Raw genomic sequence first — 24,059 nt, 5'->3', positions numbered from 1 at the left:
GGCCCGTTCCCTCCGGACGTGACCGGGTCGGACCGGGCTCCGCCGCCGGCGCGACCCGGGTCGGGTCCGGCTCCGGTCCGGGTCGGTCCGGGTCGCGGGTCCGGTCCCGGCGAGAAGCGGCCTACCCGCCGCGCCGCACGCGGGCCGCCTTGCGGGCTTCGGCGGTGCGCCGTGCTTCGGCGGACTTGCGCGATTCATTCTTGGCGCGGCCGGGCCGTCCGGGGACGGTGCCGATGCCGCGGAAGGCCGCGCCGCCGCGCCGGCCCTGGCCGGCGGCGGAGGGACCGCCGGCGACGGCCCTGGCTCCGGTGATGCGGAGCAGCTCGGGATCGCCGGGGCGGACCTTGGTGGTGCGGGCCCGGATGCCGGCGTCCGTCAGCAGCCGGGCCAGGTCGCGGCGCTGGTCGGGCAGCGCGAGGGTGACCACGCTGCCCGAGGCCCCGGCCCGTGCCGTACGGCCGCCGCGGTGGAGGTAGTCCTTGGGGTCGGCGGGCGGGTCGACGTTGACGACGAGGTCGAGGTCGTCGACGTGGATGCCGCGGGCCGCGACGTTCGTCGCCACCAGGACGGTGACGGACCCGGTCCTGAACCGCTCGAGCGTGTCGGTGCGCTGGGGCTGGGACTTGCCGCCGTGCAGCGCTGCGGCCCGTACGCCGCCGGCCACGAGGTCTCGGGTGAACCGGTCGACGGCGTGCTTGGTGTCCAGGAACATGATCACGCGCCCGTCCCGCGCGGCGATCTCCGTGGCGACGGCGAACTTCTCGGCGCCCTGGACGTGGAGCACGTGGTGGTCGACACCGGGGGCGGTCCCGCCGGCGAGGTCGGTCGCGTGCACCACCGGGTCCCGGAGGTAGCGGCGGACCAGGAGTTCGACGTCCTGGTCCAGCGTGGCCGAGAACAGCATCCGCTGGCCCCCGGGCCGTACCTGGTCGAGCAGTTCGGTGACCTGGGGCAGGAAGCCCATGTCGGCCATCTGGTCGGCCTCGTCGAGGACCGTGATCTCTACCTGGTCGAGGCGGCAGGCCCGGCGCTCGACGAGGTCCTTCAGGCGCCCCGGAGTGGCGACGAGGACCTCGGCCCCGGCCCGCAGCTCCGTCGCCTGGCGGCCCGACTGCAGACCGCCGACGACGGTCGCGAGGCGCAGCTTCAGGGTCTGGGCGTACGGCGCGAGCGCCTCCGTCACCTGCTGGGCGAGCTCGCGGGTAGGGACGAGGACCAGGGCGAGCGGCTTCTTGGCGTCGGCGCGGCGGCCGGACGTGCGGGCGAGGAGCGCGAGCCCGAAGGCGAGGGTCTTCCCGGAGCCCGTACGCCCCCGGCCGAGGACGTCCCGGCCCGCGAGGGCGCTGGGCAGGGTGGCCGACTGGATCGGGAACGGGCTGGTCACGCCCTGCTCGGCCAGTGTCGTCAGGACCGCCCCGGGCAGCTCCATGGCGTCGAAGCGCTCCGCGGCCGGGAGGGCGGGAGTGCCGGCGTGGCCGGTGAGATCGGCGAGGCCGGTGGGGTCTCCCGTACGGGCCGAGGGGTTCATGGATGCCATGCCTTCGTCGATGGGGTGCCCACCAAGGAGAACACGGCGGGGCGCGGTCGGTCGAATCCCGGCGGCACGGCGCGGAAGACCCGGTCCGGACAGGTCCGGGCGCCGACGCGGCACCCGACTGCGCCCACTCGGACCCGCGGCCCTACGCCCTGCCCGGGTCCGCCGCCCCACACCCGTCCGGGTCCGCCGGCGCGGGCTCCGGTCCCCGCGGCCCGGCGGGGCCGCGTCTGCGGGATCGCACGAAGCGCACCAGGCGTGCGATGACGTAGGCGAGCAGCCAGGGCAGCAGGGTGATGCCCCCGACGTAGCCGGCCAGGTAGCCGAAGACGTCGGTCAGGTGGGGCCGCGGGCCCGGGGTTCCGTCCTCCAGTACGGCGCGGTCCCACTGGCTCAGCGGGAAGATCATGGGGATCGACGAGCTCACCACCGGGTACGACGGCACCAGTACCGACCACCACCGTGGCCGCGGACCGGGCGCCGAGCCGCACCACGCCCCCAGCGCCAGCATGGCGAACGGCCCGAGGAAGATCCACCACACCACCGGAACGAACAGCAGCACCCACCACTCGTCCTCGCCCCCGAACATCATCGGCGCCCCCGTCGTCGGCTTCGGCACGAGGCGTTCTCCTCCGTGCCGTGACCGGGTTCGTCCGGCTCGCCCGTCCAGGCATGCCCCGGTCGGGCACAGCGACGCGCGGAATCCGCGTGGCGGTTCCCGGCCGGCTCCGAAATTCGATGGGCCGGAGGCGGCGCCTGGGGCACAATCCTCAGTGATGATCTTCACCGCTGACGAGTTCCTCGCCGTCCTCGATGCCCTGCCGCACGCCGAGCGCCTTCGCCGGACCGCCACCACCGCCCACCGGCTCGCCCGTCACGGGACCCTGCGGCCCCTGCTCGCGTCGCTGGACGAGCGCGGCCCCTACGAGCGGCGGCTCGCGGCGCTCGCCGCTCTCGCCGGCGAAGACGCGGAGCATCTCGCGGCGCGGCTCGCCGATCCCGATCCGGTGGTGCGCCGGTACGCGCTGCGCGGCGCCAGGAGGCTTCCCGTTCCCGACGCCGCCGTCGAGGCCGCTTACGGCGACGCCCCCGCCGTGGTCCGCGTCGCTCTCGCGCGACTGCTGCGCGACGGGCGGCGGGCCGGGCTCGCCGAGCGGCTGGTGCCGGTGGCGCGCGCCGAGTACGGGGAGCGGGACGCCGCACGGCTGCTGCCGGGCTGTTCGACGGAGTTCACCGCGAGGCTGCTGCCCGAGCTCGCCGGGGCGCTCGCGTTCGAGGACTGGAGCACGCTGGCCGTGCGGCATCCCGGCGCGGTGCTCGACCACGTGGAACGGGAGCTCGCGGACCTGCCGCAGCGGCTGCGGAACCGCTGGTGGCAGCAGCACGCCACCGCGATCGCCGCGGCGCTGCCCGCCGGGCCGGCCCGTGTGCTCGACCTGCTGGAACGGTACGGGCCCGACCACCTGCCGGGTCCGGTGAACGACCGGCTCGGTGAGCTGGTGGCGGTGGACGCCGAGCGCGTCACGCGCTGGCTGGCCGATCCGGGGCGACCCACCGTCCGGTGGGAACGGACCCCGCGCCGTGCGGTCCTGCGGCGGCTGGTGGCGGCGGGCCCGCCGTCCCTGCCGGTGCTCGCGGCCCGGTGGTTCAACCGGGAAGCGTTCGACGTACTGCTGCGGTCGGTACCACCGGCGCGCCGGGCCGCGTTCGTGGACGCCGTCACCGCGGTGGGTGATCCGCGCCGGGTCCACCCGCACGCGAACGTGCTGGCGGCGCTGCCGGCGGCCGAACGGCACCCCCGGGTGCGGGTCGCCATAGAGCGGTCCCGCGCCGAACGCCACTCGGGCGGGGAGGAACGGGACCTGCTCTCCCTGCTCCCGCCCGCCGAGGCCCGGCCGGGCCTGTGCGCGGGCCTCGACTCCGCTGACGCCGAGTGGCGCGGGGCGATCTGGAACTGGCTCGTCGTCAACGCCGGTCACAGCCGGGACCCGCAGGCGGTCGCGGAGGTCCTGGCCCTGGCCGCCGGCCGGTTGGGGAACGAGCGGGACCTCGTGCGCTGGGACGCCCTGTCCGGCCTCGCCGCTCTCCCCGCTCCCCTGCTCGCGGCATCGCTCGACATACGCACGCCCGGGACGGGTGCGGCCGTCGTGCCATCCGGGACGGGCGTGGCCTCCACGCGGACACCCGAGGCCGGCGTGGCCGGCGTACGCGCGTCTGCGGCAGAGGCGTCCGACGGGGGCCGCACCGGCGCCGAGTCCCTGGAACGGCTGTGCCGTGATGCCCTGCGGGCTCGGGACTGCTCCCACCAGACGCGGGAGTCGATCCGGGACCTCGCCCTCGTGCTGCTCGACGGCGCCGCCGCCCCGCGTCGACCGGGTGGCGCCACGGCCTCCGTGGAGACGGCCGCCGGACCCGAGAGGGCCGAGAGCGCCCGAGGCGGCGGGGCGGCCCTGCGGACCGCCGTACGCATCATCGAAGCGCTCACCGCTCATACCGGAAAGGCCGACCTCTGCCCGCCCGGCGGCATGGCGCACCTCGACGCGCTCGACGCGGTCCTGGACGCGCTCGGTCCGTGGCTGGACCGGGCCGCCGACGGCGGAGACGTCGTTCCCCTGCTCGCGCTGGTCCGCGCCTGCGGGAAGCGCGCGTACCGGATCCCTGGACTCCAGGACCGCCTCGGGCGCGCCCTGCGCACCTGCCCGGACGGTGTGTTCGGCGAGGTCGCGGCGGCCTGGCTGGCCGATCCCGCGTCCCGCGGCGAGCGCGTCGCCGAGCTGCTGGCGTGGGAGCCGACGGCGGCGTTCCTGCCCGAGGTCCTCGCCGTCCTGTCCGAACAGCGCACCGATCTCCTCGACGGCGCGCTGTCCCCCGAACTGCCGCAGGGTGGCGGCCGGTTCCCGGTCGCCGGCGTTCGCCGGCCGCTTCCGCTGTTCCGCTACGCCGACCGGTGGCTGCCCCGGCAGCAGCGGGCGGCGGTCCGGCTGGCCGCCGACGCCGTCGCGGACGCCGGCCGCGGGATCGACGAACGCGCCGCCCTGCTCCGCGCGGTGGCGCCGGTGCCGGAGCACGGACGGATGCTGCTCCGGCGGTACGCCGCCGACCCGTCGTCGGAAGCCGGCGGACCCGAGGGCGGCACTCGGCCCACCGGCGTCCGGGAGCCGGGGCAGCCCGATCGGGCAGGGCAGGGCGAGGAGGACGAGGACGCCGAGCAGGGCGGCCAGGGCGAGCAGGCCGAGGCCGCTCTCGCGGCGGCGGCGCTGGACGCCGCCGCGCACACGGACGACCCCGCCGCCGCCCTCGGCGCCCTGCTCGACCACGCCGGGGACGACCGGGCCGCGGCCGCCTGGTCGGCGGCCGGCCGCGCCGCCGCGCACGCCCGGCCCAGTCGGGTCGCGGCGCTGATCCATGACGTCCTCACCCTCGAGAGCGGCGTGAAGGTCACCGTCCGCAAGGCCGCCGTCCGCCTCGCGACCGGCCATCTGGCGCCGCGAGCCGCCATCGCACTCCTGTCCGCCGCGGGCCGTGCCCCGGGGGTCCACCCGGACGTGCACGCCACGGTCGTCCGGATGGCCGCAACACTGCTGCCGGCGGAGGAGATGTGGGATCTGCTGGGGTCGGCGGCGGCCGAGGGGCCGGACGTCAGCCGGCGCGCGCTCCTGGACGTCCGTCCCACCGACCTGGCCCCGGCCCACCGGCCCCGCTACGGCGAGCTGCTGGCCCGGCTGCCCGCCGTCGCCGAGGAAGCGACGGCGAACGAGGCGCTGTCCCGCCTCGGTGACTGGGCGCCCTACACGCCCGCCGCCGGCGCGGCTCTCGCCGACGTCTGCACCGATCTCACCTCACCGCTCGCCCTGTGGCGTGCGACCTCCGGTCTGCTGGAACTGGCTCGGTCCGACCTGCCTCACCCCGTCGGAGGCATCGGGCCCGGCAGCCTGTTCCACGGTGTCGTCGACCGGCTCCTGACGCTCATCGCCGCCGGCGAACCGGAGGGCGGCGGGCGGGGCGGTGACCTGCCGGCCCGTCGTCGTCTGCGTTCCGTCATCGGCTACGCCTACGACCACCGGACGTGCGCGGCGCTGGCCCGGCAGCTGGAGGCCGAACCGTCGCTCAGGTCCGTGCGGACCGATCTCCTCCTCCGGGCGATCGACCTGGAGGCGGCGGAGCCCGCGCTGCTCGACGCGCTGCGCGACCTCGTCGCGGCGATCGGGGACCGCCCCGTCCTCGCCGGCCGGGTGGCCGAGAAGGTGAAGGGGACGCACCGCGGCGGCCCGCTCGCGGACTCCGCCTCCGGACTCGCCGCGGTCCGTGCCCTCGGCGCCGACGGCGGTCTGGTCGAGGGCCTCCTCGCCCTCGGGCTCGCCACCGCGATCGGACCCCGGCAGAGCTGGCCGGAGGTCTGGCGGGCGAGCGTCGTCGAGCTCCGCCGCCATCCGCAGCGGGAAGTCCGCGAAGCGGCCTGGGACACCGAGCTGGGCACCGGCTGAAGCCGGGGTGACGGCCTCAGCCGGTGACGGCTTCAGTCGGCGGCGCTTGGGCGAGGGGCGCGGCCGGGGTTCCCGGCCGGTTGCCGGGCCTGCCGAGCCGGTCGCGGCCGGGTCGACTGGTCGGCTGGTCGGCTGGTCGGCTGGTCACCGTTTCGGTTACCGGGCCGACGGGCGGAACCGGTCACCGGGCCGGCCGTGGGGCTGCTCGTTCAGTGCTTGCCCGGGCGCAGCTTCTTGAGGGTGCCGCCGACGGGGATGAGGCCGTCACCGTCCGGCCTCATCTCCTTCGGGTTGACCGGGAGCGTCTTCGTGACGGGGGCCGCGGTGTCGAGCGGCAGCGCCTCGGCGACGTTTCCGACGCCTCCGGCGTGCGCGGGGGCGGCGATGGCGACGCCCGTGAGCGTGAGCATGGCTGCTGTGACGATCTTCTTCATGCCCGGTGGAACGATCGGCTCCGGCCGCGGTCACGCCCGGCCGGACGACGCCGCCGTGCTGCGGTGCCTGATGTTGACGGCTGCCGCCCTGGCGAGGGCGAGGGGGCTCAGGAAGCGCATCGGGCCGATGAGGCGGGAGGCGAACAGGAACATGTGCCGTGCCATCGCCTCGTCACGCGCCGCCGCAGAGAACATCAGCTGCTCGCCGGGGTTGAAGGGGCGGGCGGTCCTCGCGTAGTCGGCGGCCAGTCTCTGGTGGCCGGTGAGCCGGCGGCGGTGCGTACGGGCGTAGGCCGCGAGCGACCTGTCCAGGTCGCCCCGGCCGGTCGCGGCGGAGGCGACCGCTTCCGCGAGCCAGTGCGCGGACTGCAGGGCCCAGCCACATCCCACGCCCCACAGCGGATCGCCGGTCAGGGCCGCGTCGCCGACGAGCGCGAGGCCCGGTGCCGTCGGCTCGCGGGTGAGCAGCGGGTAGTCGACCGTTCCGATGATCTTCGAGACGCGCTCGGCGGTGTCGACGGGCGGCGCCTCCGGCAGGCCGCGGACGAGGTCCAGGAAGCTGCCCTCCAGGTCCTCCCGGAAGGCCGGCAGGCGCTTCTTGTCCGGGAGGACCGCGACGACCGTGACCCCGTCGTCGTTGGGGAACGCGTACGCCGTGTCGGGTTCGAGGAACCAGGCGTGGGCGATGCCGTCGCGCAGGGGCAGGCCGCGGAAGTGGGCGAGATAGCCGAACCGCGCGTTCTCGTGCCGGCGCACGGGCACCTCGGCGTACTTCGCGACGGCCGAGTCCTTGCCGTCGGCACCGACCACGAGGCGGGCGCGGATCTCCCGCTCGCCCTGGGCGGTCGATACCGTGACTCCCACGGTCCGGCCGCTCTCGCCGACCAGGCCGGTCACCTGGTGGCCGAGGAGCAGGTCGACCCCGGGTGTCCGGGCGGCGTGGGATCTGACGAGCGGGTCGAGGGTGCTGCGCCGGACGTTGTAGCCGTACGGGAGTTCGGGGCCCGAGGGCGCCGCTCTCGGTTCTATCCATCCCCAACGGGTGTACCAGCGGGCCTCGTTGCGGACCGCTCCCGCTTCCTCCAGTGCGGGAACGAGGCCGAGTTCGTCGAGGACGGGGTAGGCGTTGGCCGTGAGGGAGTGGGTGCACAGCACCTTGTACGCGTCGGGGTCGGAGCGGCGTTCCAGCAGGGCGACGCGGGCGCCGCGGCGGGCGAGCAGGATCGCCGCGGCGCTGCCGGCGAGACTGGCTCCGCTGATGACGACGTCGTAGTCCTGTCCCGCGCTGTCGGGCTTGGTCATGCGCTGATCGTCCCCTTCGGTTCACGTGCCGTTCACGGGAGGTGCGGCAGTGCCACTGGTGTCAGGAGCATGACTGGCTGTCAAGGGCGTCCCGGCGAGGCCGCGCCGCGGCGGGCGGTGGCGGCTTCCCGCATCGGGACGCCGTCACGCGTCCGCCGCGGCGGCTGCCCGCGCTGCCCGGCCGCCGTCCTGCTCGAAGGTCCGGAGCAGGTCCGCCGCGACGCTCACCGCGATGGTGGCGGGTTCCTTGCCGGTGATCCCGGGCGTTCCGATCGGGGTGGTGATCCGGTCGATGGTGGCGTCGTCGTGGCCGCCCTCGGTGGCCAGCCGCTGCCGGAAGCGGGACCACTTGGCGGCCGAACCGATGAGTCCGATCGTGCCGAGACCTTCGGTGCGCAGGGCCGCGTCGCACAGTGCGGCGTCCTCGGCGTGGTCGTGGGTCATGATCAGGACGTGGGTGCCGGGTGCCAGCTCCGCGAGCACCTCCTCCGGGAGGAGCGGGGTGTGGTGCACGCGGACCTGCGCCACCGCGTCGGCGAGCGGGACGCCGAGGCGTTCGTCGGTGAGCATGTCGGGGCGGCTGTCGACCAGGTGCAGGTCGAGGTCGTGGCGGGCCAGGATGCGGGCCAGTTCGAGGCCGACGTGCCCGATGCCGAAGATCGCGACGGCGGGGACCACCGGCAGCGGTTCGAGGAGCACCGTGACGGCTCCGCCGCAGCATTGCACGCCGTGCCGCCCGGTGACCTTGTCGTTGAGGGCGAACTCCATCAGCTCGGGTTCCGGGTGGTGCGTGGCGGTCAGCTCGCGGGCCCGGTCGACGGCGACGGCCTCGATGTTGCCGCCGCCGATCGAGCCCCAGGTCCCGGTCCGCCCGACGACGAGCTTGGCGCCGGCCCGGCGGGGCGCGTGGCCGCGCACGGTCGCGACGGTCACCAGCACGCCGGGCTCCCGGCGTGCCCGCAACCGCGCGACCGCGGCGACCCAGGTCATGTCAGGCACGGACCGAGGCGCCGGCGCCGGCGGGGTTCGCGATGCCGTCGCGCGCGCGGGTCCGCCCGCCACCCGGTCCCGCTCCCTCGTCCGTACGGGTGGCTCCGGCCGTACGCGCCGTCTCGATGGCCCAGTAGACCGCCTCCGGGGTGGCGGGAGAGGCGAGTTCCACGCTGACTCCGGCGGGCCCGAACGCCGCGGCGGCCTCGCGCAGGGCTTCCCGTACCGAGAAGGCCAGCATCAGCGGAGGCTCGCCGACGGCCTTGGAGCCGTACACCGCGCCCTCCTCGGTGGCGTTCTCGAGCAGGGTGACGTGGAACTCCTCCGGCATCTCCGAGAAGCTCGGCAGCTTGTACGTGCTCGCGGCCTGGGTCAGCAGCCGGCCGCGGTGCGGTCCGTCGCCGGTGTCCCAGCGCAGGTCCTCGAGCGTGAGCCAGCCGGCTCCCTGCACGAAGCCGCCCTCGACCTGACCGATGTCGATCATCGGGGACAGGCTGTCGCCGACGTCGTGCACGATGTCCACCCGACGGATGCGGTAGGCGCCGGTGAAGCCGTCCACCTCCACCTCGGTCGCGGCGGCGCCGTAGGAGAAGTACTTGAACGGGGAGCCCTGGAAGGCCCGCGCGTCCCAGTGCAGGCCCTCGGTCCGGTAGAAGCCCGCCGCGGACAGCTGCACGCGCTGGAGGTACGCGGTGCGCACCAGGTCGTCCCAGGCGAGCTCCGCGTCGCCGCCGAGGGCGCGGGCGACGCCGTCGACGACGCGTACGTCCCCGGCGGGGACGCCGAGCCGCGTGGCCGCCACGTCGAGGAGCCGGGTGCGGATCTGCTCGCAGGCGTTCCTGACGGCGGCTCCGTTGAGGTCCGCGCCGGAACTGGCGGCGGTGGCCGACGTGTTGGGGACTTTGTCGGTACGCGTCGGGGCGAGCCGCACCCTGTGGAGCGGGATGCCGAGGGTGGTCGCCGCCACCTGCAGCATCTTGGTGTGCAGGCCCTGTCCCATCTCGGTTCCGCCGTGGTTGATCAGGACCGAGCCGTCCTTGTAGACGAGGACGAGCGCACCGCCCTGGTTGAAGGCGGTGAGGTTGAAGGAGATGCCGAACTTGATGCCGGTGAGCGCGAGGGCCCGCTTGGTGTGCGGGTGCGCGGCGTTGAAGGCCGCGATCTCGCGCCGGCGGCCGTCGATGCCGGCGTCGTCCTTGACCTTCCGCCAGACCGTGGCGATCCGTTCGGCCTGGGTGACCGGCTGTCCGTACGGTGTCGTCTGGCCCTGGCCCGGCCGGTAGAAGTTGCGCTCCCGGAGTTCCGTCGGGTCCAGGCCGAGCAGCGGGGCGCAGCGGCCCATGATGTCCTCGATCACCAGCATGCCCTGCGGGCCGCCGAAGCCGCGGAAGGCGGTGTTGGACACCTTGTTGGTCCGCGCGACGCGGCCGGTGACGCGGGCGTTCGGGATCCAGTAGGTGTTGTCGACGTGGCACAGCGCGCGGGCGACGACGGGTTCGGACAGGTCGAGGCTCCAGCCGCCGTCGGCGGTCAGGGTGGCGTCGAGGGCCTGGATGCGGCCCTCGGCGTCGAAGCCGATCTTCCAGGCGGCGTGGAATCCGTGTCGCTTCCCGGACATGGTGATGTCCTGGGTCCGGTTGAGGCGGAGCCGGACCGGCCGTCCGGTGAGCCGGGCGCCGAGCGCGGCGACGGCCGCGAAGCCGTGCGGCTGCATCTCCTTGCCGCCGAAGCCGCCGCCCATCCGCAGGCACTGCACGGTCACCTCGTGGCTGGGGAGGCCGAGCACGTGGGCGACGATCTCCTGGGTCTCCGAGGGGTGCTGGGTGCTGCTCTGCACGAACACCTGCCCGGCCTCGTCGACGAGGGCCAGCGCCGCGTGCGTCTCCAGGTAGAAGTGCTCCTGGTCGGAGAACCGGAGCTCGCCGGTGAACACGTGCGCGGAGTCGGCGAAGCCGGCGTCGACGTCGCCGGCCACCATCGTGGGGCGGGCGCCGTGGAAGCTGTCGGCGGCGATCGCGTCCTGCAACGTGATCAGCGAAGGCAGTTCGTCGAGTTCGACCTCGACGGCGGCGGCGCCGAGCCGCGCGGCCTCCAGGGTCTCGCCGAGCACCCAGGCGACCGCGTGACCGTGGAACATGACCTCGTCGGGGAACAGCGGTTCGTCGTGCTTCATGCCGGCGTCGTTGACGCCGGGCACGTCGGCGGCGGTGAGCACGCGGACCACCCCGGGCACGGCGAGCGCGGGCCCGGTGCGCAGCGCGGTGATCCTGCCGTGGGCCTTCATGACCTGGACCGGGTAGGCGTGCAGCACGTCCTTGGTGCGGTGGACCAGGTCGTCGGTGTAGAGCGCGGTGCCGGTGACGTGCAGGTGGGCACTCTCGTGCGGCATCGGGAGCCCGACGACGGGCTTCTCGGGGCGCTGGGACAGCAGGCTCATGACGACACCCCCTCGGTGGTGGTCGTGTTGGTCGTGGTGGTGGCCGCCGTGGCTGCCCTGGCCGTGGTGGCCGTGCCGGGCGTAGTGGCCGCCGTGGTCGCCGTAGCCGTGGTGGTCCGTGCGTAGGTCTTCCGCAGGGTCTGGCCGAGCATCGCGGAACGGTAGGCGGCGCTGGCGCGGTGATCGTCCATGGGCGTGCCCTGGGCGCTCAGCACCCGGGCCGCGGCTTCGACGGTCTCCGCCACCCATGGCCTGCCCTCCAGGGCGGTTTCCGCGGCGAAGGCGCGGATCGGGGTGGCGGCCACGCCGCCGAGGCCGATGCGCGCCTTGCGGACGATCCCGTCCTCGATGACGAGGGCGAAGGCAGCCGCGACGCTGGAGATGTCGTCGAAACGGCGCTTGGCGATCTTGTGGAAGGCCACCACCGGCGCCGGCGGCAGCGGGATGCGCACCGAACGGATCAGCTCACCTGGGCGGCGCACGCTCTGCCGGTAGCCGGTGAAGTAGTCCGCGAGCGGGACCTCGCGCTCGCCGTCGGGTGCGGCGAGCACCACGGACGCCTCCAGGGCGAGCAGGGCGGGCGGGGCGTCCCCGATGGGGGAACCGGTGCCCAGGTTGCCGCCGAGGGTGGCGCTGTTGCGGATGAGCCGGGAGGCGAACTGCGGGAACAGCTCCGCCAGCAGGGGAACGCGGCCCTCCAGGCGGCGTTCGATCTCGGTGAGCGTCACCGCCGCACCGATCTCGATGTGGTCGGCCGCGACGCGCACCTCCCGGAGTTCGGGCAGCCGGTCGACGGCGACCACGCGACCGGCCCGGCGCGAGCGGATGTTGACCTCGACACCCCAGTCGGTGCCGCCGGCGACGACGACCGCGTCGGGCCGCTCGCGCAGCTCGTGCAGTGCCTCGGCCAGGGTGGCGGGGCGCAGGAAGACACCGTCGCCCTGGACGTACGCGGTGGCGACGGGCGGCGGCGGGGCCTGCTCCCGGCGCCGGGCCAGGAGGTCGTCGTCGGGGGGCGTGCCGACGGCGAAGGCGGCGTCACGGATGGGGCGGTAGCCGGTGCAGCGGCAGAGGTTTCCGCTGAGGGCGTGGAGGTCGAAGCCGTTGGGGCCGTGCTGGGGGCCGGCGCCCGAGGTCGTGTGGTCGTCCGCGGTGCCGTCCTCGGCGTCGGTCGCTCCCGCTTCCGCTTCCGCTCCCACTTCCGCTTCCGGGTCCGGGTTCGGGTTCGGGCAGCGGTCGGGGCGGTAGTACTCGGCGGCCATGCTGCAGATGAATCCTGGGGTGCAGTAGCCGCACTGGGATCCGCCGCGGACGGCCATCTCCTCCTGTACGGGGTGCAGTTCGGGTCGTGCTCCGGGCGCGCCGGGACGGCGGGCGGTGGCGAGGCCCTCGGAGGTGACGACCTCCTGCCCGTCGAGTGCCGCGACCGGGATGAGACAGGCGTTGACCGCCACCCAGTCGGTGGGCCTGTCCACGCCGGGGCGGGCCACGAGGACCGCGCAGGCACCGCATTCGCCTTCGGCGCAGCCCTCCTTGGTGCCGGTGAGACCGCGTTCGCGCAGGAAGTCGAGCACGGTCGTGTGGGGCGCGACGGGCGCGATCGGCGCTTCCTTCCCGTTGACGGTGATCCGCGCCTCTACCATGACATGTCCTCGTTTCGGTGCACGGCCGTTCCGAAGGTCGTCGTCGTCATTTCAGGAGCCTTCTGTGTCGGTGGCTCGCGGCCGCGGTTCGCGCTGCGGGCCCTGGCGTGGACCAGCACGTGGTGCCGTGTCGGGCGTGGACGTGGCGTGGACGGCGCGAACGGCACGCGCCATGCACGAGGTGCACGGCGTGCCGCGAGGGGTGATGGAGATCAGGAGACGCCGGTGTCCGCGATCGGGGACACCGGAAGGCTGGGAGGAAGGGGGCCGCTCAGCAGCCGTGCGCTACACGCCCGGGACCCCAGGCGGCCCGGCGAGCGAGGCGATGCAGGTCGGAGAAGAGGGACATCCGACGTCGCCTCCTTTCGACAGCTCACGAGCCGGTGCGCTCGAAAGTACGGTGCGCCGGGCTGATCGGTCAAGAGACCACACGGAGACCTGACGGGTGGTGACGGGCCGGGCGGAGGGCGCGGCGGGACCTGGCAGAGGGTCTGGCGAAGGGCCACGGCGGAGGGCGTGTCGTGGGGAACGCGCGTGGCGACTTCCGGACAAGGAGTGAGGGATTCCGCATCCGGGCGGCACGGGCGGGCAGAACTGCCTCAGACGAAGCGGACGTACACGATCCGCCGAACGGATCCGGACGTTCGGAGCCCGTGGGCGGATCCCGACGTCCGGGTCCCCTGCAGGCAGAACCCGGCCGGCATACGGATCCCGGCACACGGATCCCGGCATGCGGATCCGGACGCACATCCCGACGCACATCCCGACGTAGACATCCCGACGTGAGGAGACACGCGCAATGCGGACCTGGCCGCCGGCCGAAGAGCCGGTCTTCACCGCGGACTTCGGCTCCTCCGACCACTGGGTCGCGGGCCGCAGCTGGGCCTATCCGAACGGAGGGCCGGTCAACCCGGGCGACAACAAGCTGGACCATCTGGTCGCCGACCCCGCGTACAGCCGTACGGGAGTGTTCCGGGCGACGCGCCGGCGCGACGGCCTGTGGGACACCGGACTGCTGACCACCGAGGGCAGCCCGGAAGGCTTCGAGGTGCGCACCGGGGACGTACTGGTAGCGCGGGTGCGGCTCCCGGAGGAGACGGGGGCGTGGCCGGCGATCTGGACGTGGCGGGACGGGGGCCAGGAGGTCGACGTCTTCGAGTATCACCCCGACAATCCCGATCTCCTGGAGCTGTCCAACCGCGTCCGAGGCACCCACCGCTACCACCGGTCCCGCGCCGTACGGCCGGGCGGGTGGATCACCTTGCGCACGGAGTTCGGGGCGCGCTCGGTGGTGTGGTGGCTCGACGGCACCGAGGTCTTCGCCGACCACCGGGGCGTCGGACGCGGCTGGCACGCGGCCCTGATCGTCAACCTCTCCGTCTGCGCGGGCCGTTACCACCCGGCCCCGGACGACACGACCACGGAGATGTCCTACGAGGTGCGGGACCTGCGGGTGTTCCGGCCGCCGAGGTGACGGCCGGTCGGCGGGTCACGTGAGGTGCAGCGCCACGCCGCACAGGCCGAGTCCGTCGCGCACGGCGTTCCGCCACACACGCGCCGGACCGTCGAGGACGCTCTCCTCGTCCGCGCCGTAGGAGAGCCAGTCCCTTTCCTGTGCGGCGACCCGCTCGGCACGGGTGAAGGCGAAGGCCGCTTCGACGCGCGGAAGGGCCTGCCGCGCCTCGGCCGCGGTGAGGAGGAAATTGCCGCACCATCCGGGCAGCAGGGCGGCGCGCTCGGGGCCGATGGCGTGGAAGAGGGAGGCGACCGCGTACTCCTTGGAGTGCACCGACACGAAAAGGTGCTCCAGGTCCTGCCCGACCCACACGTCGTCGACGACGTAGAAGTCGGGGTCCGAGACGCCGTCGCAGAGGTAGTCGACGTGGCCTCCGGGTGCCGTCATGTCCCGGAACGCCTCGATCGCTTCCCACTCCTCGGTCCCGCGGGATCCCACGGCGTACCAGGTGCGGTGGTCGGGCAGCGGCGCCCGCTGCCAGGCAGCCCAGCGCTCCCGCGTTCCCGGCGCCGTTCGGTCCGCCTCCATCGCCGGCAGCAGGCGCGTGGCCACGTCCGCGATGACGGCGTCGGGGTGGGCGCTGACGCCCCAGGCACTCGTGAATCCCATGAGCCGCACGCTAACGTCCGCCGCCGACAGTCGCGGGCGCGCGGGCCCGTGCGGAGCTTCGCACCGCGGTGCCCGCGTCGCGACGCCGGCGGCTCTCCCGGGGAGAGCCGTAGGCCTGACGGAAGTCTTACGGGGCGGCGTGGATCGTCCCGGCGGCCGCTTGCGGCCGTAGCGTGCTCGGCATGCGTGTACTTGTCACCGGAGGGGCCGGGTTCATCGGCTCGCACATCGTCGGCGCACTGCTCGCCGCGGGCCATGAGCCCGTGGTCCTGGACGCGTTGCTGCCGAGCGCGCACCCGGCATCGCCCGAGCCGTCGCCCGTCGGGTTCACCCACGCCGACGTCAGGGACGCGTCGGCCGTACGGTCGGCGCTGACCGGTGTCGATGCGGTCTGTCACCAGGCCGCGATGGTCGGGCTCGGCAAGGACTTCGCCGACGCGGCGGCGTACGTGAGCTGCAACGACCTCGGCACGGCCGTGCTGCTCTCGCAGATGGCGGAGGTGGGCGTGCGGCGGCTGGTCCTCGCGGGTTCGATGGTGGTGTACGGGGAGGGCCGGTACGAGTGTCCCCGGCACGGTCTCGTCCGGCCGGGCGCCCGCCGCCCCGAGGACCTGGCCGCGGGCCGCTTCGAACCGCGCTGCCCCGCCTGCGGCTCCGACCTCGCACCCGGGCTGGTCGGAGAGGAGGCGCCGGCCGACCCCCGCAACGTCTACGCCACCACGAAGCTCGCCCAGGAACACCTGGCCTCGGCATGGGCCCGGGCGGTGGGAGGGACGGCGGTGTCGCTGCGCTATCACAACGTGTACGGCCCCGGCATGCCCCGGGACACCCCGTACGCGGGTGTGGCCTCGCTGTTCCGCTCGGCACTCGCCCGAGGCGAGACGCCCCGCGTCTTCGAGGACGGCGGACAGCGCCGTGACTTCGTGCACGTCCGGGACGTCGCGGCGGCCAACGTGCTGGCCCTGGAGGCCGCCGCCGGGCTGCCGTCCGGCGTCCTCACCCCGTACAACACCGGCAGCGGCGAACCCCGCACGGTGGGCGAGATGGCGGCGGCGCTCGCACGGGCGCACGGCGGGCCGGCTCCGGTGGTGACCGGGAAGTTCCGGCTCGGCGACGTCCGGCACATCACCGCGGACTCCGCCCGCCTGCGGCGCGACCTCGGCTGGAAGCCGGCCGTCGGCTTCGAGGAGGGCATGGTCGCCTTCGCCCGGGCGGGACAACGGGGCCCGGCGCGGCTCGGGCCGACGGGGCCGTCCTCGGGCATGTCGTCTTCGAACGTGGCGTCCTCGGACATGTCGTCTTCGACCTGTCGTCCTCGGACGTGAGGTCTTCGGCCATGACGCCTTCGGTCATGACGCCTTCGGACGTGAGGTCTTCGGTCATGACGTCTTCGGACGTGAGGTCGTCGGTCTTGACGTCTTCTGGCGTGAGCGCTCGTCCGTCGGCGGGCGAGGTCTCGGGCTCGTCGGCGCGGAGTGCTGCGGCCTCGTCGTCGCAGGCGCTCCCGAAGGAGGCGTCGGGCCTGCCTCAGGCCCGTCCCAGGCGTTCCCGTTCCTCGTGGGTTCAGCCTGCCGCGGCCGGGAGGACGACCTCGAAGCGGCAGCCGCCGGGGACGTTGCGCACCTCGGCGCTGCCCGCGTGTGCTTCCACGATGCCGCGGACGATCGCGAGGCCGAGGCCGGCGCCCGCGGGTGGGGTGCGGGCCTCGGTGCCGCGCCAGCCCGTGTCGAAGACCCGGGGAAGGTCCGCGTCGGGGATGCCGCCGCAGCCGTCGGTGACGGACAGGACCACGGCGTCGTCGCGGCGTTCGGCAGTGACGGCGACCGTACCGTCGGCCGGCGTGTGGCGGATGGCGTTGCCGAGGAGATTGGCGAGGACACGGGTCATCTCCTTGCCGTCGACCTCCACCGGAACGGCGTCGACCTGCTGCCCGACGAGGCGCACACCGTGCTCGCGGGCGAGCGGGTCGGCGCCGCTGAGCGCGTCGCCGACCAGGTCGTAGACGGAGATCCGGCTCGGGGTGAGGGCGAGGGCGCCCGCGTGGATGCGGGAGAGTTCGAAGAGGTCGCCCACCATGCCGGTCAGGCGTTCGACCTCGGTGCGGATCTGCCGGTGGTAACGGGCGGGATCGGCCGCCACGCCGTCCTCCAGCGCCTCCGCCATGACCCGCAGCCCCGCGAGCGGCGTCCGCAGGTCGTGCGAGATCCAGGCCACGAGCTCGCGACGGGATGCCTCGAGGGAGCGCTCGCGCGCCCGGGACGCCTCCAGCTTGGCGCTGGTCGCGGCCAGTTCACGGGTGAGCGTCGCGAGTTCGGCAGTGGCGTCGCCGTCCGGGGCGGAGAAGCTGCCTCCGTCGCCGAAGTCCCGTGCGGCACGGGCCAGCGCCCTGCTCCGGGCCACGACCCACCGGCCGAGGACGAGGGCGGTGCCGAGCGAGACGAGGGCGGCCATCGCGACCACCACGGTCACCACCCACAGGTCGTGCGCGGACAGGAACATCGCCTGGGCGACGGCGAGCGTTCCGGCGAGCATCGCGGTGACGGTGACGGCCGCGACGACGGTCAGCGAGACGGCGACCGAGCGGCGACGGACGAGGCGCAGGACGGCCGCTCCGGCGAGGCCGGCGCACACGGCCCCGGCGAGCGCGAACGCGGCGATGAGCAGGACGTCCTTCACGCCGCCCCCTCGGCACCGCGCGCGGGCACCGGCTCGAATCGGTAGCCCACGCCCCACACCGTCTGGATCAGCCGGGGTCTGGCCGGGTCCTCCTCGATCTTGGCGCGCAGCCGGCGGACGTGGACCGTCACCGTGGACAGGTCGCCGAAGTCCCAGCCCCACACCCTCCGCATCAGATCCTCCCGGGTGTGCGCCGTTCCCGGGTGTTCCAGGAAATGCGCCAGGAGGTCGAACTCCCGCAGGGTGAGGGCCAGTTCCTCGCCCGTACGGGTGGCGCGGCGGGTCACCGGGTCCAGGGCGAGGTCACCGGCCCGGAGCACCGGCCGCGTCCGGGCAGCGGTGGCGGCGGCCGACGCGCGGCTGCGGCGCAGCACGGACTCGACGCGCAGCACCAGTTCCCGCGGGCTGAACGGCTTCGTGACGTAGTCGTCCGCGCCGACCTCCAGGCCCGTGATCCGGTCCTCCTCGTCGCCGCGCGCGGTCAGCATGATCACGGGGACGGGTCCGGAGGCGCGAAGTCTCCGGCACACCTCCAGGCCGTCCAGGCCCGGCAGCATGAGGTCGAGCACGACGAGCTCCGGCCGCCGTTCCTCTGCCCCGCGCAACGCGTCGAGGCCGTCGGCGGCGTGCTCGACGGCGAAACCGGCCCGCTCCAGGTAGCCGGTGACCACCTCGGCCACCGTCGGGTCGTCGTCCACCACCAGGATGCGTGCCCGGCTCTCCGGGCCTGTGCTCTCGCTCATGCCGCCCAGCCTCGCATCCGCCGGTGCGACGGTCACGGGCCTCCCGGAGCGGCCGGGGTGACGTCCGCGTTTCGTAAGGACTTCCGGCGCTCCGATCCGCCCCGTGCTTCCTACGGTGGGACGCGTGACACCCATGACCGTAGACGTCGTCCTTCCCTGTCTCGACGAGGCCGGGGCCCTGCCCTGGGTCCTCGGCCGCGTCCCCGCCGGCTGGCGGGCCATCGTGGTCGACAACGGCTCCACCGACGGCTCCGCCGAGCTGGCCCGCAGCCTGGGCGCCACCGTCGTCCACGAGCCCCGTCGCGGCTTCGGCTCGGCCTGCCATGCGGGACTGCTCGCCGCCGACGCCGAGTTCGTGTGCTTCTGCGACTGTGACGCCTCCCTCGACCCCGGCCTGCTGCCCGGCCTCGTCCGCACGGTGGCCGACGGTGATGCCGAGCTGGTCCTCGGCCGGCGTCGTCCCGCCGGGCGTGGCGCCTGGCCCGCGCACGCCCGTGCCGGGAACCTCGCGCTGTCCTGGCTGCTGCGCCGGCGCACCGGGCTGCGGCTGCGCGACCTCGGTCCGATGCGGGCCGCCCGCCGTGAGGCGCTCCTCGGCCTGGAGCTCACCGACCGCCGCAGCGGTTACCCCCTGCAGACGGTCGTGCGGGCCGCGGACGCCGGCTGGCGGGTGCGCGAGGTCGACGTGCCGTATCTGCCCCGGTCGGGCCGGTCGAAGGTCACCGGCACGTGGCGGGGCACCTGGCAGGCCGTACACGACATGCGGAGGGTCCTCGCCGAAGCCGCGCCGACGCCCGGAGCGGCAGCCACCGGAGCCGCCGCGTCCGCGACCGTCCCGTCACCGGCCGGCGGTGACCGCCCGTGACGACCCTGCTCGTCATCGCCAAAGAGCCGCTGCCCGGCCGGGTGAAGACCCGGCTCACGCCTCCGTTCACCCCGGAGGAGGCGGCCTCGCTCGCCGAGGCGGCGCTGGCCGACACCCTGGCCGCCGCGGCACGGGTGCCGGCCGGCCGGCACGTCCTCGTCCTCGACGGCGCGCCCGGACCGTGGCTGCCGGCCGGCTTCGACGTCGTGCCCCAGGCGGCGGGCGGGCTCGACGAGCGGCTGGCCGCCGCGTTCTCCGCCTGCGCCGGTCCCGCTCTGCTCATCGGCATGGACACCCCGCAGGTCACCCCCGGGCTGCTGGCCCCCGCCCTCGTCTGGGACGCCCACGACGCCTGGCTCGGGCCCGCGGCCGACGGCGGCTTCTGGGCGCTCGGCCTCGCCCGCCCCGACCCGGCCCTGCTGCTCGGCGTACCGATGTCGCGGGCCGACACCGGGGCCGTCCAGTACCAGCGGCTGCGCGCGGCCGGGCTGAGCGTCGGGCTCCTGCCGGTCCTGCGGGACGTGGACACCGCCGCCGACGCCCGGCAGGTGGCGGCCGATGCGCCCGGCACCCGCTTCGCCGCACGGCTCGCGGCACCGGCCGGCCCGATCGCAAGGGCCGCCCCGATCACAGGGGCCGGCCCGATCACAGGGGCCGGCCCGATCACAGGGGCCGGCCCGATCACAGGGGCCGGCCCGATCGCAGGGAGCGGCCGGTGACCGCGACGACGGCCTGGCGCGCCGACCCGTACGCCGACGCCCTGCGCAGCGGCCGTGGCCCGCTGTTCCTGCGCCGTGACGACGGCTGGCTGCTGCCGCTGGAGGTGGAGCGCTGGTGCGAGGCACCCGACCGGGCCGACCGCTCCGTCCTGGCACGCTGCCAGGGCGCGGTCCTCGACATCGGCTGCGGCCCCGGCCGGCTCGTCGCCGCCCTCGCCGCCCAGGGCCGGCGCACGCTGGGCATCGACGTCAGCCCGGAGGCGGTGGCGCACGCGATACGACTGGGCGGCACGGCCCTGTGCCGGTCGGTCTTCGACCCCGTCCCCGGTGAAGGGCGCTGGGACACGGCCCTGTTGATCGACGGGAACATCGGCATCGGCGGCGATCCGGCGGCGCTGCTCCGGCGGCTCCGGCAGGTCGTGTCGCCCGCCGGGACCGTCCTCGCCGAATGCGTGCCCGTGGACGTCGACGAGCGCTGCGAGGTGCGGGTCGACGACGGCCGGGGCGGTCGGGGAGCTCCGTTCCGCTGGGCCCGGGTGGGCACCCGTGCGCTGGCCGGGCACGCCGGCCGGGCGGGCTGGGCGGTGTCCGAGCGGTGGACGGTGGCGGGTCGCGCCTTCGTCGCGCTCATGCCTCAGTCGTCTTCGCCCGTCGCCTCGGGCGTACGCCGCTGAGGCCGCTGCGTTGCCTCGCCGGTGCGGCGCTGGGGACCGTTCGTCCCCTCGGCGGCGGCCGGTCGAGTCCGCCCCGTCGCCTCGGCGGAACCCGGCCGGGACCGGCCGGTCGCCTCGGCCGTACCCGGCCGAGACCGGCCCGTCGTCTCGGGCGCGCGGCGCCGAGGCCCGGTCGCCCGCCGCCGTCGTACGAGGTGCAGCGTGGCGGCCACGACAGCGACGGCGCCCAGCACGATCGCGAGGTTGCGCCCGTACGAGAGGGGCAGCGCCGACGGGTTGGGCGGTTCCCCCGGGCGTACGAGCAGCGGGAGCGCCACCAGGACCACGCTCCCCGCGATGATCAGGGTCCCCCGCAGCAGGCTCCGCCCGCGTCGTCCGACGAGCAGCAGTCCGACGACGAGGACGAGCGGCGCGAGGATGCCGTCGTGCAGGACGAGCGCCCCCGCCAGCCACACCAGGACGCCCGCGGAATCCGGCTCGACTGCCACCAGCCACGCTCCGAGGCCGATCAGGCCGAGGCCCAGGGCGCCGACTCCGTACCGCAGGACGTTCGCCGTGCTCACAGCACCTCCAGGCGGTGCACCCATTTGGTCTGAAGGACCCCGGGTCGGTTGGGGGCGACGATCCGGGCGGGGAAGCCGTGGTCGAGGGACAGCACCTGCCCGTTGAGGGTGAGCGCGAGGAGCGTCAGCGGGTCGCCGGCGTAGCCCGCGCCCATCTCCGTGACGCGGTAAGCGCCGTCCGCCTCCAGCGAGGTCACCCGCACCGCCGTCGCCCCCGGCCGTCCGCCGGCCCGCTCGATCAGTGTGCGGACCGGCACGCCGGTCCAATCGGCGTCGACGCTCCAGCCCTCGACGCAGGCGATCGGCAGCCGGGCGCGGGTCTGGGGCATCGCCCGCAGCGCGTCGAGCGTGAGGACGTACGGACGGGGGCCGCCGACGTCGAGGCGCCACTGCCGCAGGTCTCGTGCCGACACGCCGGCCGCGGTGGCGGTGCGGTTCACCGGCAGTCCCTGCGGGCCGTGGTCGGGGTGCCGCGGTGCGAGCAGGTCGAACGCCTTCAGCGGCGTGAAGGACTGACCGACCGTCGTGAGCGTCACGACGCCGATCGCGCCGCCCGTGGCGAGAAGCAGCGAACGGCGGTCCCCTTCGTCTTCGGCGGGCAGAGGGCCGCCCGAGGAGGCCGGCGAGCCGTCAGCGGCGGCGGGAGGACCGTCATCGGCCGTCAGCGGGCCGGCAGCGGCCGGCAGCGAGCGGGTTCCTGCCGAGCGCCGCCTCCAATGTTCCCTGATCTCGGGGGCCTTGACGGCGATGTGCAGCAGGATCGATCCGGTCGCGATCCAGGCGACGGCGAAGTGCACCGGGACGAAGGCGAAGGGCCACGGGTACCACTCGACGATGTTCAGCAGGCCGGTGAACACCTCGAACACGGCCGAGGCCACGAGCAGCGCGACCGACAGCCGCTCCAGCGCGTGGCGCACGGAACGAACCGGTGGCCACGCGAAGAGCCGGGGATACACCGCCCACAGCTTGACCAGGAGCAGCACGATCGCGGCGAGGCCGGCGGCGACGTGCAGGCCCTGGCTGAGGGCGTAGCCCCACACCGGCCGCGTCGGCAGCCGGTCGGCCAGCGGGCCGGGCGGCCGTTGGAGGTAATGGCTGACGAGCCCGGTGACGAAACAGACGGCGAAGGCCGCGCCGAGCCACCGGCCGACGGCCGTGGCCGTTCTGGCGTCGTGCAGTCGGCCGGTGAAGGCGGGCGGCCGGAGCGCGGGCAGCGCGAGGCGACGCGGCCGGGGCGTGCGGAAGGTCATGCCGTCCATGACACCGCCGCGGCGGATCCGTTGGGAGGTCCGACACCTTACGAAACCCGAACGCTCCGACGGGTCGTGCTCCGCTCCGCCCGTCCCGCTGACACGCTGCGGCCATGCCCCGCACCGCCCGCACTCCCCTCCGCAGCGCCCGCACTCGCCTCCGTACCGCCCGCACTCGCCTCCGTCCCTCCGCTCGAACCCTCCGCCGCGTCCGGGCCTGTGCCGCCGCCTCTGCCGCCGTCGTGGGCGCCGTGCTCCTCGCCGCCCTGACCACCACGCTCCTGGCCCTGCTCCGGAGCGACGCGACGGGGGTCGGCTTCGTCGCCGGATACGCCGTCGCCTGGGTCCTGTTCGCGGCGGCCGTCGTCGCCGTGCGGCGCGTCCCCGCCCGCATGGTGGTCCCGCTGGTCCTCGCCGGGGCCGTCGCGGTCACGGCCACCGGCCTCGTGGCGCCGCCACGCACCAGCACGGACGCGTACCGGTACGCGTGGGACGGCCGGGTGCAGGCGGCCGGTGTCTCCCCCTACGACCACGCCCCCGCCGACCCGGCCCTGGCCGGACTGCGCGATCCGTGGCTCTTCCCCGACCGCGCCACCTGCGCCCACGGCAGCCACGACCTCGCCGCGCTGGGCGACGGCCTCTGCACCCGGATCAACCGGCCCGCCGTGCACACGATTTATCCGCCGGTCGCCGAGGGGTGGTTCCTGCTGGTCCACTCCCTGTCGCCGACCGGTGTGCGCCACAAGGCCCTGCAGACCGGCGCCGCCGTCCTGTCCCTGTCCGTCACCGCCCTGCTGGTCCTCGTCCTGCGCCGCCGGGGCGACCCGCGCCGGGCGGCCTGGTGGGCGTGGTGTCCGGCCGTTCCCGTGGAGGGGGTGAACAACGCCCACGCGGACGTCCTCGCCGTGCTGTTCGCCGTCTGCGCCCTGGTCGCCGTGACGCGGCGGCGGGCCGCCGGCGGGTTCCTGCTCGGTCTCGCGATCACGGCGAAGCTGCTGCCCGCACTGCTGGTGCCCGGCGCCCTGTCCGGCGTACGGCGGCCGCGCCAGGCGCTCGCGGTACTGGGAGCCGCGGCCGGCACGATCGCCGCGCTGTACCTGCCGTACGTCCTGCTCTCGCGGGGCTCGGTGCTCGGCTATCTCGGCGGCTACGCCGAGGAGGAGGGATACGACGACGCGGGCGCGGGCAGCCGGTACGCCCTGGTGCGGCTCGTGGTCCCCGACGTGTGGGCCATGCCCGCCGTCCTGCTCGGACTCGCGGTGGTGTCGGTCCTCGTCGTCGTACGCGGAGATCCCGAACGGCCGTGGCGGGGCGCCCTGGTGACCACCGGGACGGCGTTCCTCCTGCTGACTCCCGGCTACTCCTGGTACGCCCTGCTGCTCGTCGCGCTGGTGGCGCTGGACGGCCGCGGGGAGTGGCTCGGCGTCGCCCTGGCGGGCGCGGTCGCCTATCTCGCGGGCCCGGAACTCGGCAGCGGCGCGGCGACCGCCGCGTACGGGACGGCGGCGGTCGCGGCGTACGGCGGGTGGTGGCTGCGGCGACGCGGGCGGAGGGAACGCGCGGGCGCGCCGGCCGCGGCGGAGGCCGGACGGGGGTGAGCGCGCGGAAGTCGGCCGCGGC

General features: G+C 74.9%; 19 protein-coding genes. 7 read left to right on the top strand and 12 right to left on the bottom strand.

The genetic code is table 11. The annotated features are described in order from the left end of the window. Positions 1–121: 121 nt before the first annotated feature. Positions 122–1,528, bottom strand: coding sequence for a DEAD/DEAH box helicase (locus ESG85_RS26565; protein ID WP_128983564.1), 1,407 nt, complete (start codon positions 1,526–1,528; stop codon positions 122–124). A gap of 151 nt (positions 1,529–1,679) precedes the next feature. Continuing rightward, positions 1,680–2,153, bottom strand: coding sequence for a hypothetical protein (locus tag ESG85_RS26560; RefSeq protein WP_181019122.1), 474 nt, complete (start codon positions 2,151–2,153; stop codon positions 1,680–1,682). Positions 2,154–2,310: 157 nt separating this feature from the next. On the opposite strand from ESG85_RS26560, the gene ESG85_RS35135 reads away from it, so the two are divergent. Further along, the gene (locus ESG85_RS35135; protein ID WP_164986323.1) at positions 2,311–6,018 is read left to right on the top strand and encodes a hypothetical protein; all 3,708 of its coding nucleotides are present in this window, start codon (positions 2,311–2,313) and stop codon (positions 6,016–6,018) included. 209 nt (positions 6,019–6,227) lie between these two features. Here the strand turns inward: ESG85_RS35135 and ESG85_RS26550 are convergent, their stop codons facing one another. From ESG85_RS26550 to ESG85_RS26530, 5 genes are all read right to left on the bottom strand, one after another. Then, positions 6,228–6,452, bottom strand: a complete 225-nt coding sequence (locus ESG85_RS26550; protein ID WP_128983513.1) for a hypothetical protein — start codon at positions 6,450–6,452, stop codon at positions 6,228–6,230. Between the two features lie 30 nt (positions 6,453–6,482). After that, on the bottom strand, positions 6,483–7,754 hold the full coding sequence (locus ESG85_RS26545; RefSeq protein WP_128983511.1) for an NAD(P)/FAD-dependent oxidoreductase: 1,272 nt from the start codon (positions 7,752–7,754) through the stop codon (positions 6,483–6,485). Between the two features lie 144 nt (positions 7,755–7,898). Then, complete coding sequence (xdhC, locus tag ESG85_RS26540; RefSeq protein ID WP_128983509.1) at positions 7,899–8,744, bottom strand: xanthine dehydrogenase accessory protein XdhC; 846 nt, start codon at positions 8,742–8,744, stop codon at positions 7,899–7,901. Between the two features lies 1 nt (position 8,745). Further along, positions 8,746–11,181: a xanthine dehydrogenase molybdopterin binding subunit gene (xdhB, locus tag ESG85_RS26535; protein ID WP_164986321.1), complete on the bottom strand. Its 2,436-nt coding sequence runs from the start codon at positions 11,179–11,181 to the stop codon at positions 8,746–8,748. After that, positions 11,178–12,824, bottom strand: coding sequence for a xanthine dehydrogenase small subunit (locus ESG85_RS26530; RefSeq protein ID WP_128983507.1), 1,647 nt, complete (start codon positions 12,822–12,824; stop codon positions 11,178–11,180). Before ESG85_RS26530 ends, xdhB begins: the two co-directional genes overlap by 4 nt. 799 nt (positions 12,825–13,623) lie before the next feature. On the opposite strand from ESG85_RS26530, the gene ESG85_RS26525 reads away from it, so the two are divergent. Then, positions 13,624–14,298 (top strand): LamG domain-containing protein, encoded by a 675-nt coding sequence (locus ESG85_RS26525; protein ID WP_128983505.1) that lies wholly within the window; start codon positions 13,624–13,626, stop codon positions 14,296–14,298. A 15-nt stretch (positions 14,299–14,313) separates the two neighbouring features. Here ESG85_RS26525 and ESG85_RS26520 read toward each other — a convergent pair whose 3' ends face one another. Next, the gene (locus ESG85_RS26520) at positions 14,314–14,949 is read right to left on the bottom strand and encodes a hypothetical protein (RefSeq protein ID WP_128983503.1); all 636 of its coding nucleotides are present in this window, start codon (positions 14,947–14,949) and stop codon (positions 14,314–14,316) included. Between the two features lie 182 nt (positions 14,950–15,131). Between ESG85_RS26520 and ESG85_RS26515 the strand changes: the two genes are divergently transcribed. Beyond that, positions 15,132–16,274 (top strand): NAD-dependent epimerase/dehydratase family protein, encoded by a 1,143-nt coding sequence (locus ESG85_RS26515; RefSeq protein ID WP_128983501.1) that lies wholly within the window; start codon positions 15,132–15,134, stop codon positions 16,272–16,274. A gap of 238 nt (positions 16,275–16,512) precedes the next feature. Here the strand turns inward: ESG85_RS26515 and ESG85_RS26510 are convergent, their stop codons facing one another. After that, the gene (locus ESG85_RS26510; RefSeq protein ID WP_128983499.1) at positions 16,513–17,625 is read right to left on the bottom strand and encodes a sensor histidine kinase; all 1,113 of its coding nucleotides are present in this window, start codon (positions 17,623–17,625) and stop codon (positions 16,513–16,515) included. Continuing rightward, positions 17,622–18,368 (bottom strand): response regulator transcription factor, encoded by a 747-nt coding sequence (locus ESG85_RS26505; protein ID WP_128983497.1) that lies wholly within the window; start codon positions 18,366–18,368, stop codon positions 17,622–17,624. Before ESG85_RS26505 ends, ESG85_RS26510 begins: the two co-directional genes overlap by 4 nt. A 133-nt stretch (positions 18,369–18,501) precedes the next feature. On the opposite strand from ESG85_RS26505, the gene ESG85_RS26500 reads away from it, so the two are divergent. The 3 genes from ESG85_RS26500 to ESG85_RS26490 are packed head-to-tail and all read left to right on the top strand — an operon-like array spanning position 18,502 to position 20,626. Next, the gene (locus ESG85_RS26500; RefSeq protein WP_128983562.1) at positions 18,502–19,233 is read left to right on the top strand and encodes a glycosyltransferase family 2 protein; all 732 of its coding nucleotides are present in this window, start codon (positions 18,502–18,504) and stop codon (positions 19,231–19,233) included. Then, on the top strand, positions 19,230–19,952 hold the full coding sequence (locus ESG85_RS26495; RefSeq protein ID WP_128983495.1) for a TIGR04282 family arsenosugar biosynthesis glycosyltransferase: 723 nt from the start codon (positions 19,230–19,232) through the stop codon (positions 19,950–19,952). Before ESG85_RS26500 ends, ESG85_RS26495 begins: the two co-directional genes overlap by 4 nt. Next, entirely contained in the window at positions 19,949–20,626 is a 678-nt protein-coding gene (locus ESG85_RS26490; protein WP_128983493.1) for a class I SAM-dependent methyltransferase, read from the top strand. Before ESG85_RS26495 ends, ESG85_RS26490 begins: the two co-directional genes overlap by 4 nt. Here the strand turns inward: ESG85_RS26490 and ESG85_RS36260 are convergent. Beyond that, positions 20,587–21,189, bottom strand: a complete 603-nt coding sequence (locus ESG85_RS36260; protein ID WP_246095298.1) for a hypothetical protein — start codon at positions 21,187–21,189, stop codon at positions 20,587–20,589. The two genes, ESG85_RS26490 and ESG85_RS36260, sit on opposite strands and share 40 nt — an antisense overlap. After that, positions 21,186–22,439, bottom strand: coding sequence for a molybdopterin-dependent oxidoreductase (locus ESG85_RS26480; RefSeq protein WP_128983491.1), 1,254 nt, complete (start codon positions 22,437–22,439; stop codon positions 21,186–21,188). Before ESG85_RS26480 ends, ESG85_RS36260 begins: the two co-directional genes overlap by 4 nt. 113 nt (positions 22,440–22,552) lie before the next feature. Between ESG85_RS26480 and ESG85_RS26475 the strand changes: the two genes are divergently transcribed. After that, positions 22,553–24,037 (top strand): glycosyltransferase 87 family protein, encoded by a 1,485-nt coding sequence (locus ESG85_RS26475; RefSeq protein WP_128983489.1) that lies wholly within the window; start codon positions 22,553–22,555, stop codon positions 24,035–24,037. Positions 24,038–24,059 lie beyond the last annotated feature (22 nt).

This window comes from Streptomyces roseicoloratus (genome assembly GCF_004117935.1).
Lineage (GTDB): Bacteria > Actinomycetota > Actinomycetes > Streptomycetales > Streptomycetaceae > Streptomyces > Streptomyces roseicoloratus.
This window is presented reverse-complemented; position numbering and strand designations above follow the sequence as displayed.

Coding starts and splice junctions, on each gene's coding strand:
- ESG85_RS26550 (WP_128983513.1), bottom strand. CDS start 6,452: ATGAAGAAGATCGTCACAGCAGCCATGCTCACGCTCACGGGCGTCGCC.
- ESG85_RS26530 (WP_128983507.1), bottom strand. CDS start 12,824: ATGGTAGAGGCGCGGATCACCGTCAACGGGAAGGAAGCGCCGATCGCG.
- ESG85_RS26505 (WP_128983497.1), bottom strand. CDS start 18,368: ATGAGCGAGAGCACAGGCCCGGAGAGCCGGGCACGCATCCTGGTGGTG.
- ESG85_RS26475 (WP_128983489.1), top strand. CDS start 22,553: ATGCCCCGCACCGCCCGCACTCCCCTCCGCAGCGCCCGCACTCGCCTC.
- ESG85_RS26545 (WP_128983511.1), bottom strand. CDS start 7,754: ATGACCAAGCCCGACAGCGCGGGACAGGACTACGACGTCGTCATCAGC.
- ESG85_RS26500 (WP_128983562.1), top strand. CDS start 18,502: ATGACCGTAGACGTCGTCCTTCCCTGTCTCGACGAGGCCGGGGCCCTG.
- ESG85_RS26525 (WP_128983505.1), top strand. CDS start 13,624: ATGCGGACCTGGCCGCCGGCCGAAGAGCCGGTCTTCACCGCGGACTTC.
- ESG85_RS35135 (WP_164986323.1), top strand. CDS start 2,311: ATGATCTTCACCGCTGACGAGTTCCTCGCCGTCCTCGATGCCCTGCCG.
- ESG85_RS26480 (WP_128983491.1), bottom strand. CDS start 22,439: ATGACCTTCCGCACGCCCCGGCCGCGTCGCCTCGCGCTGCCCGCGCTC.
- ESG85_RS26520 (WP_128983503.1), bottom strand. CDS start 14,949: ATGGGATTCACGAGTGCCTGGGGCGTCAGCGCCCACCCCGACGCCGTC.
- xdhB (WP_164986321.1), bottom strand. CDS start 11,181: ATGAGCCTGCTGTCCCAGCGCCCCGAGAAGCCCGTCGTCGGGCTCCCG.
- xdhC (WP_128983509.1), bottom strand. CDS start 8,744: ATGACCTGGGTCGCCGCGGTCGCGCGGTTGCGGGCACGCCGGGAGCCC.
- ESG85_RS26565 (WP_128983564.1), bottom strand. CDS start 1,528: ATGAACCCCTCGGCCCGTACGGGAGACCCCACCGGCCTCGCCGATCTC.
- ESG85_RS26515 (WP_128983501.1), top strand. CDS start 15,132: ATGCGTGTACTTGTCACCGGAGGGGCCGGGTTCATCGGCTCGCACATC.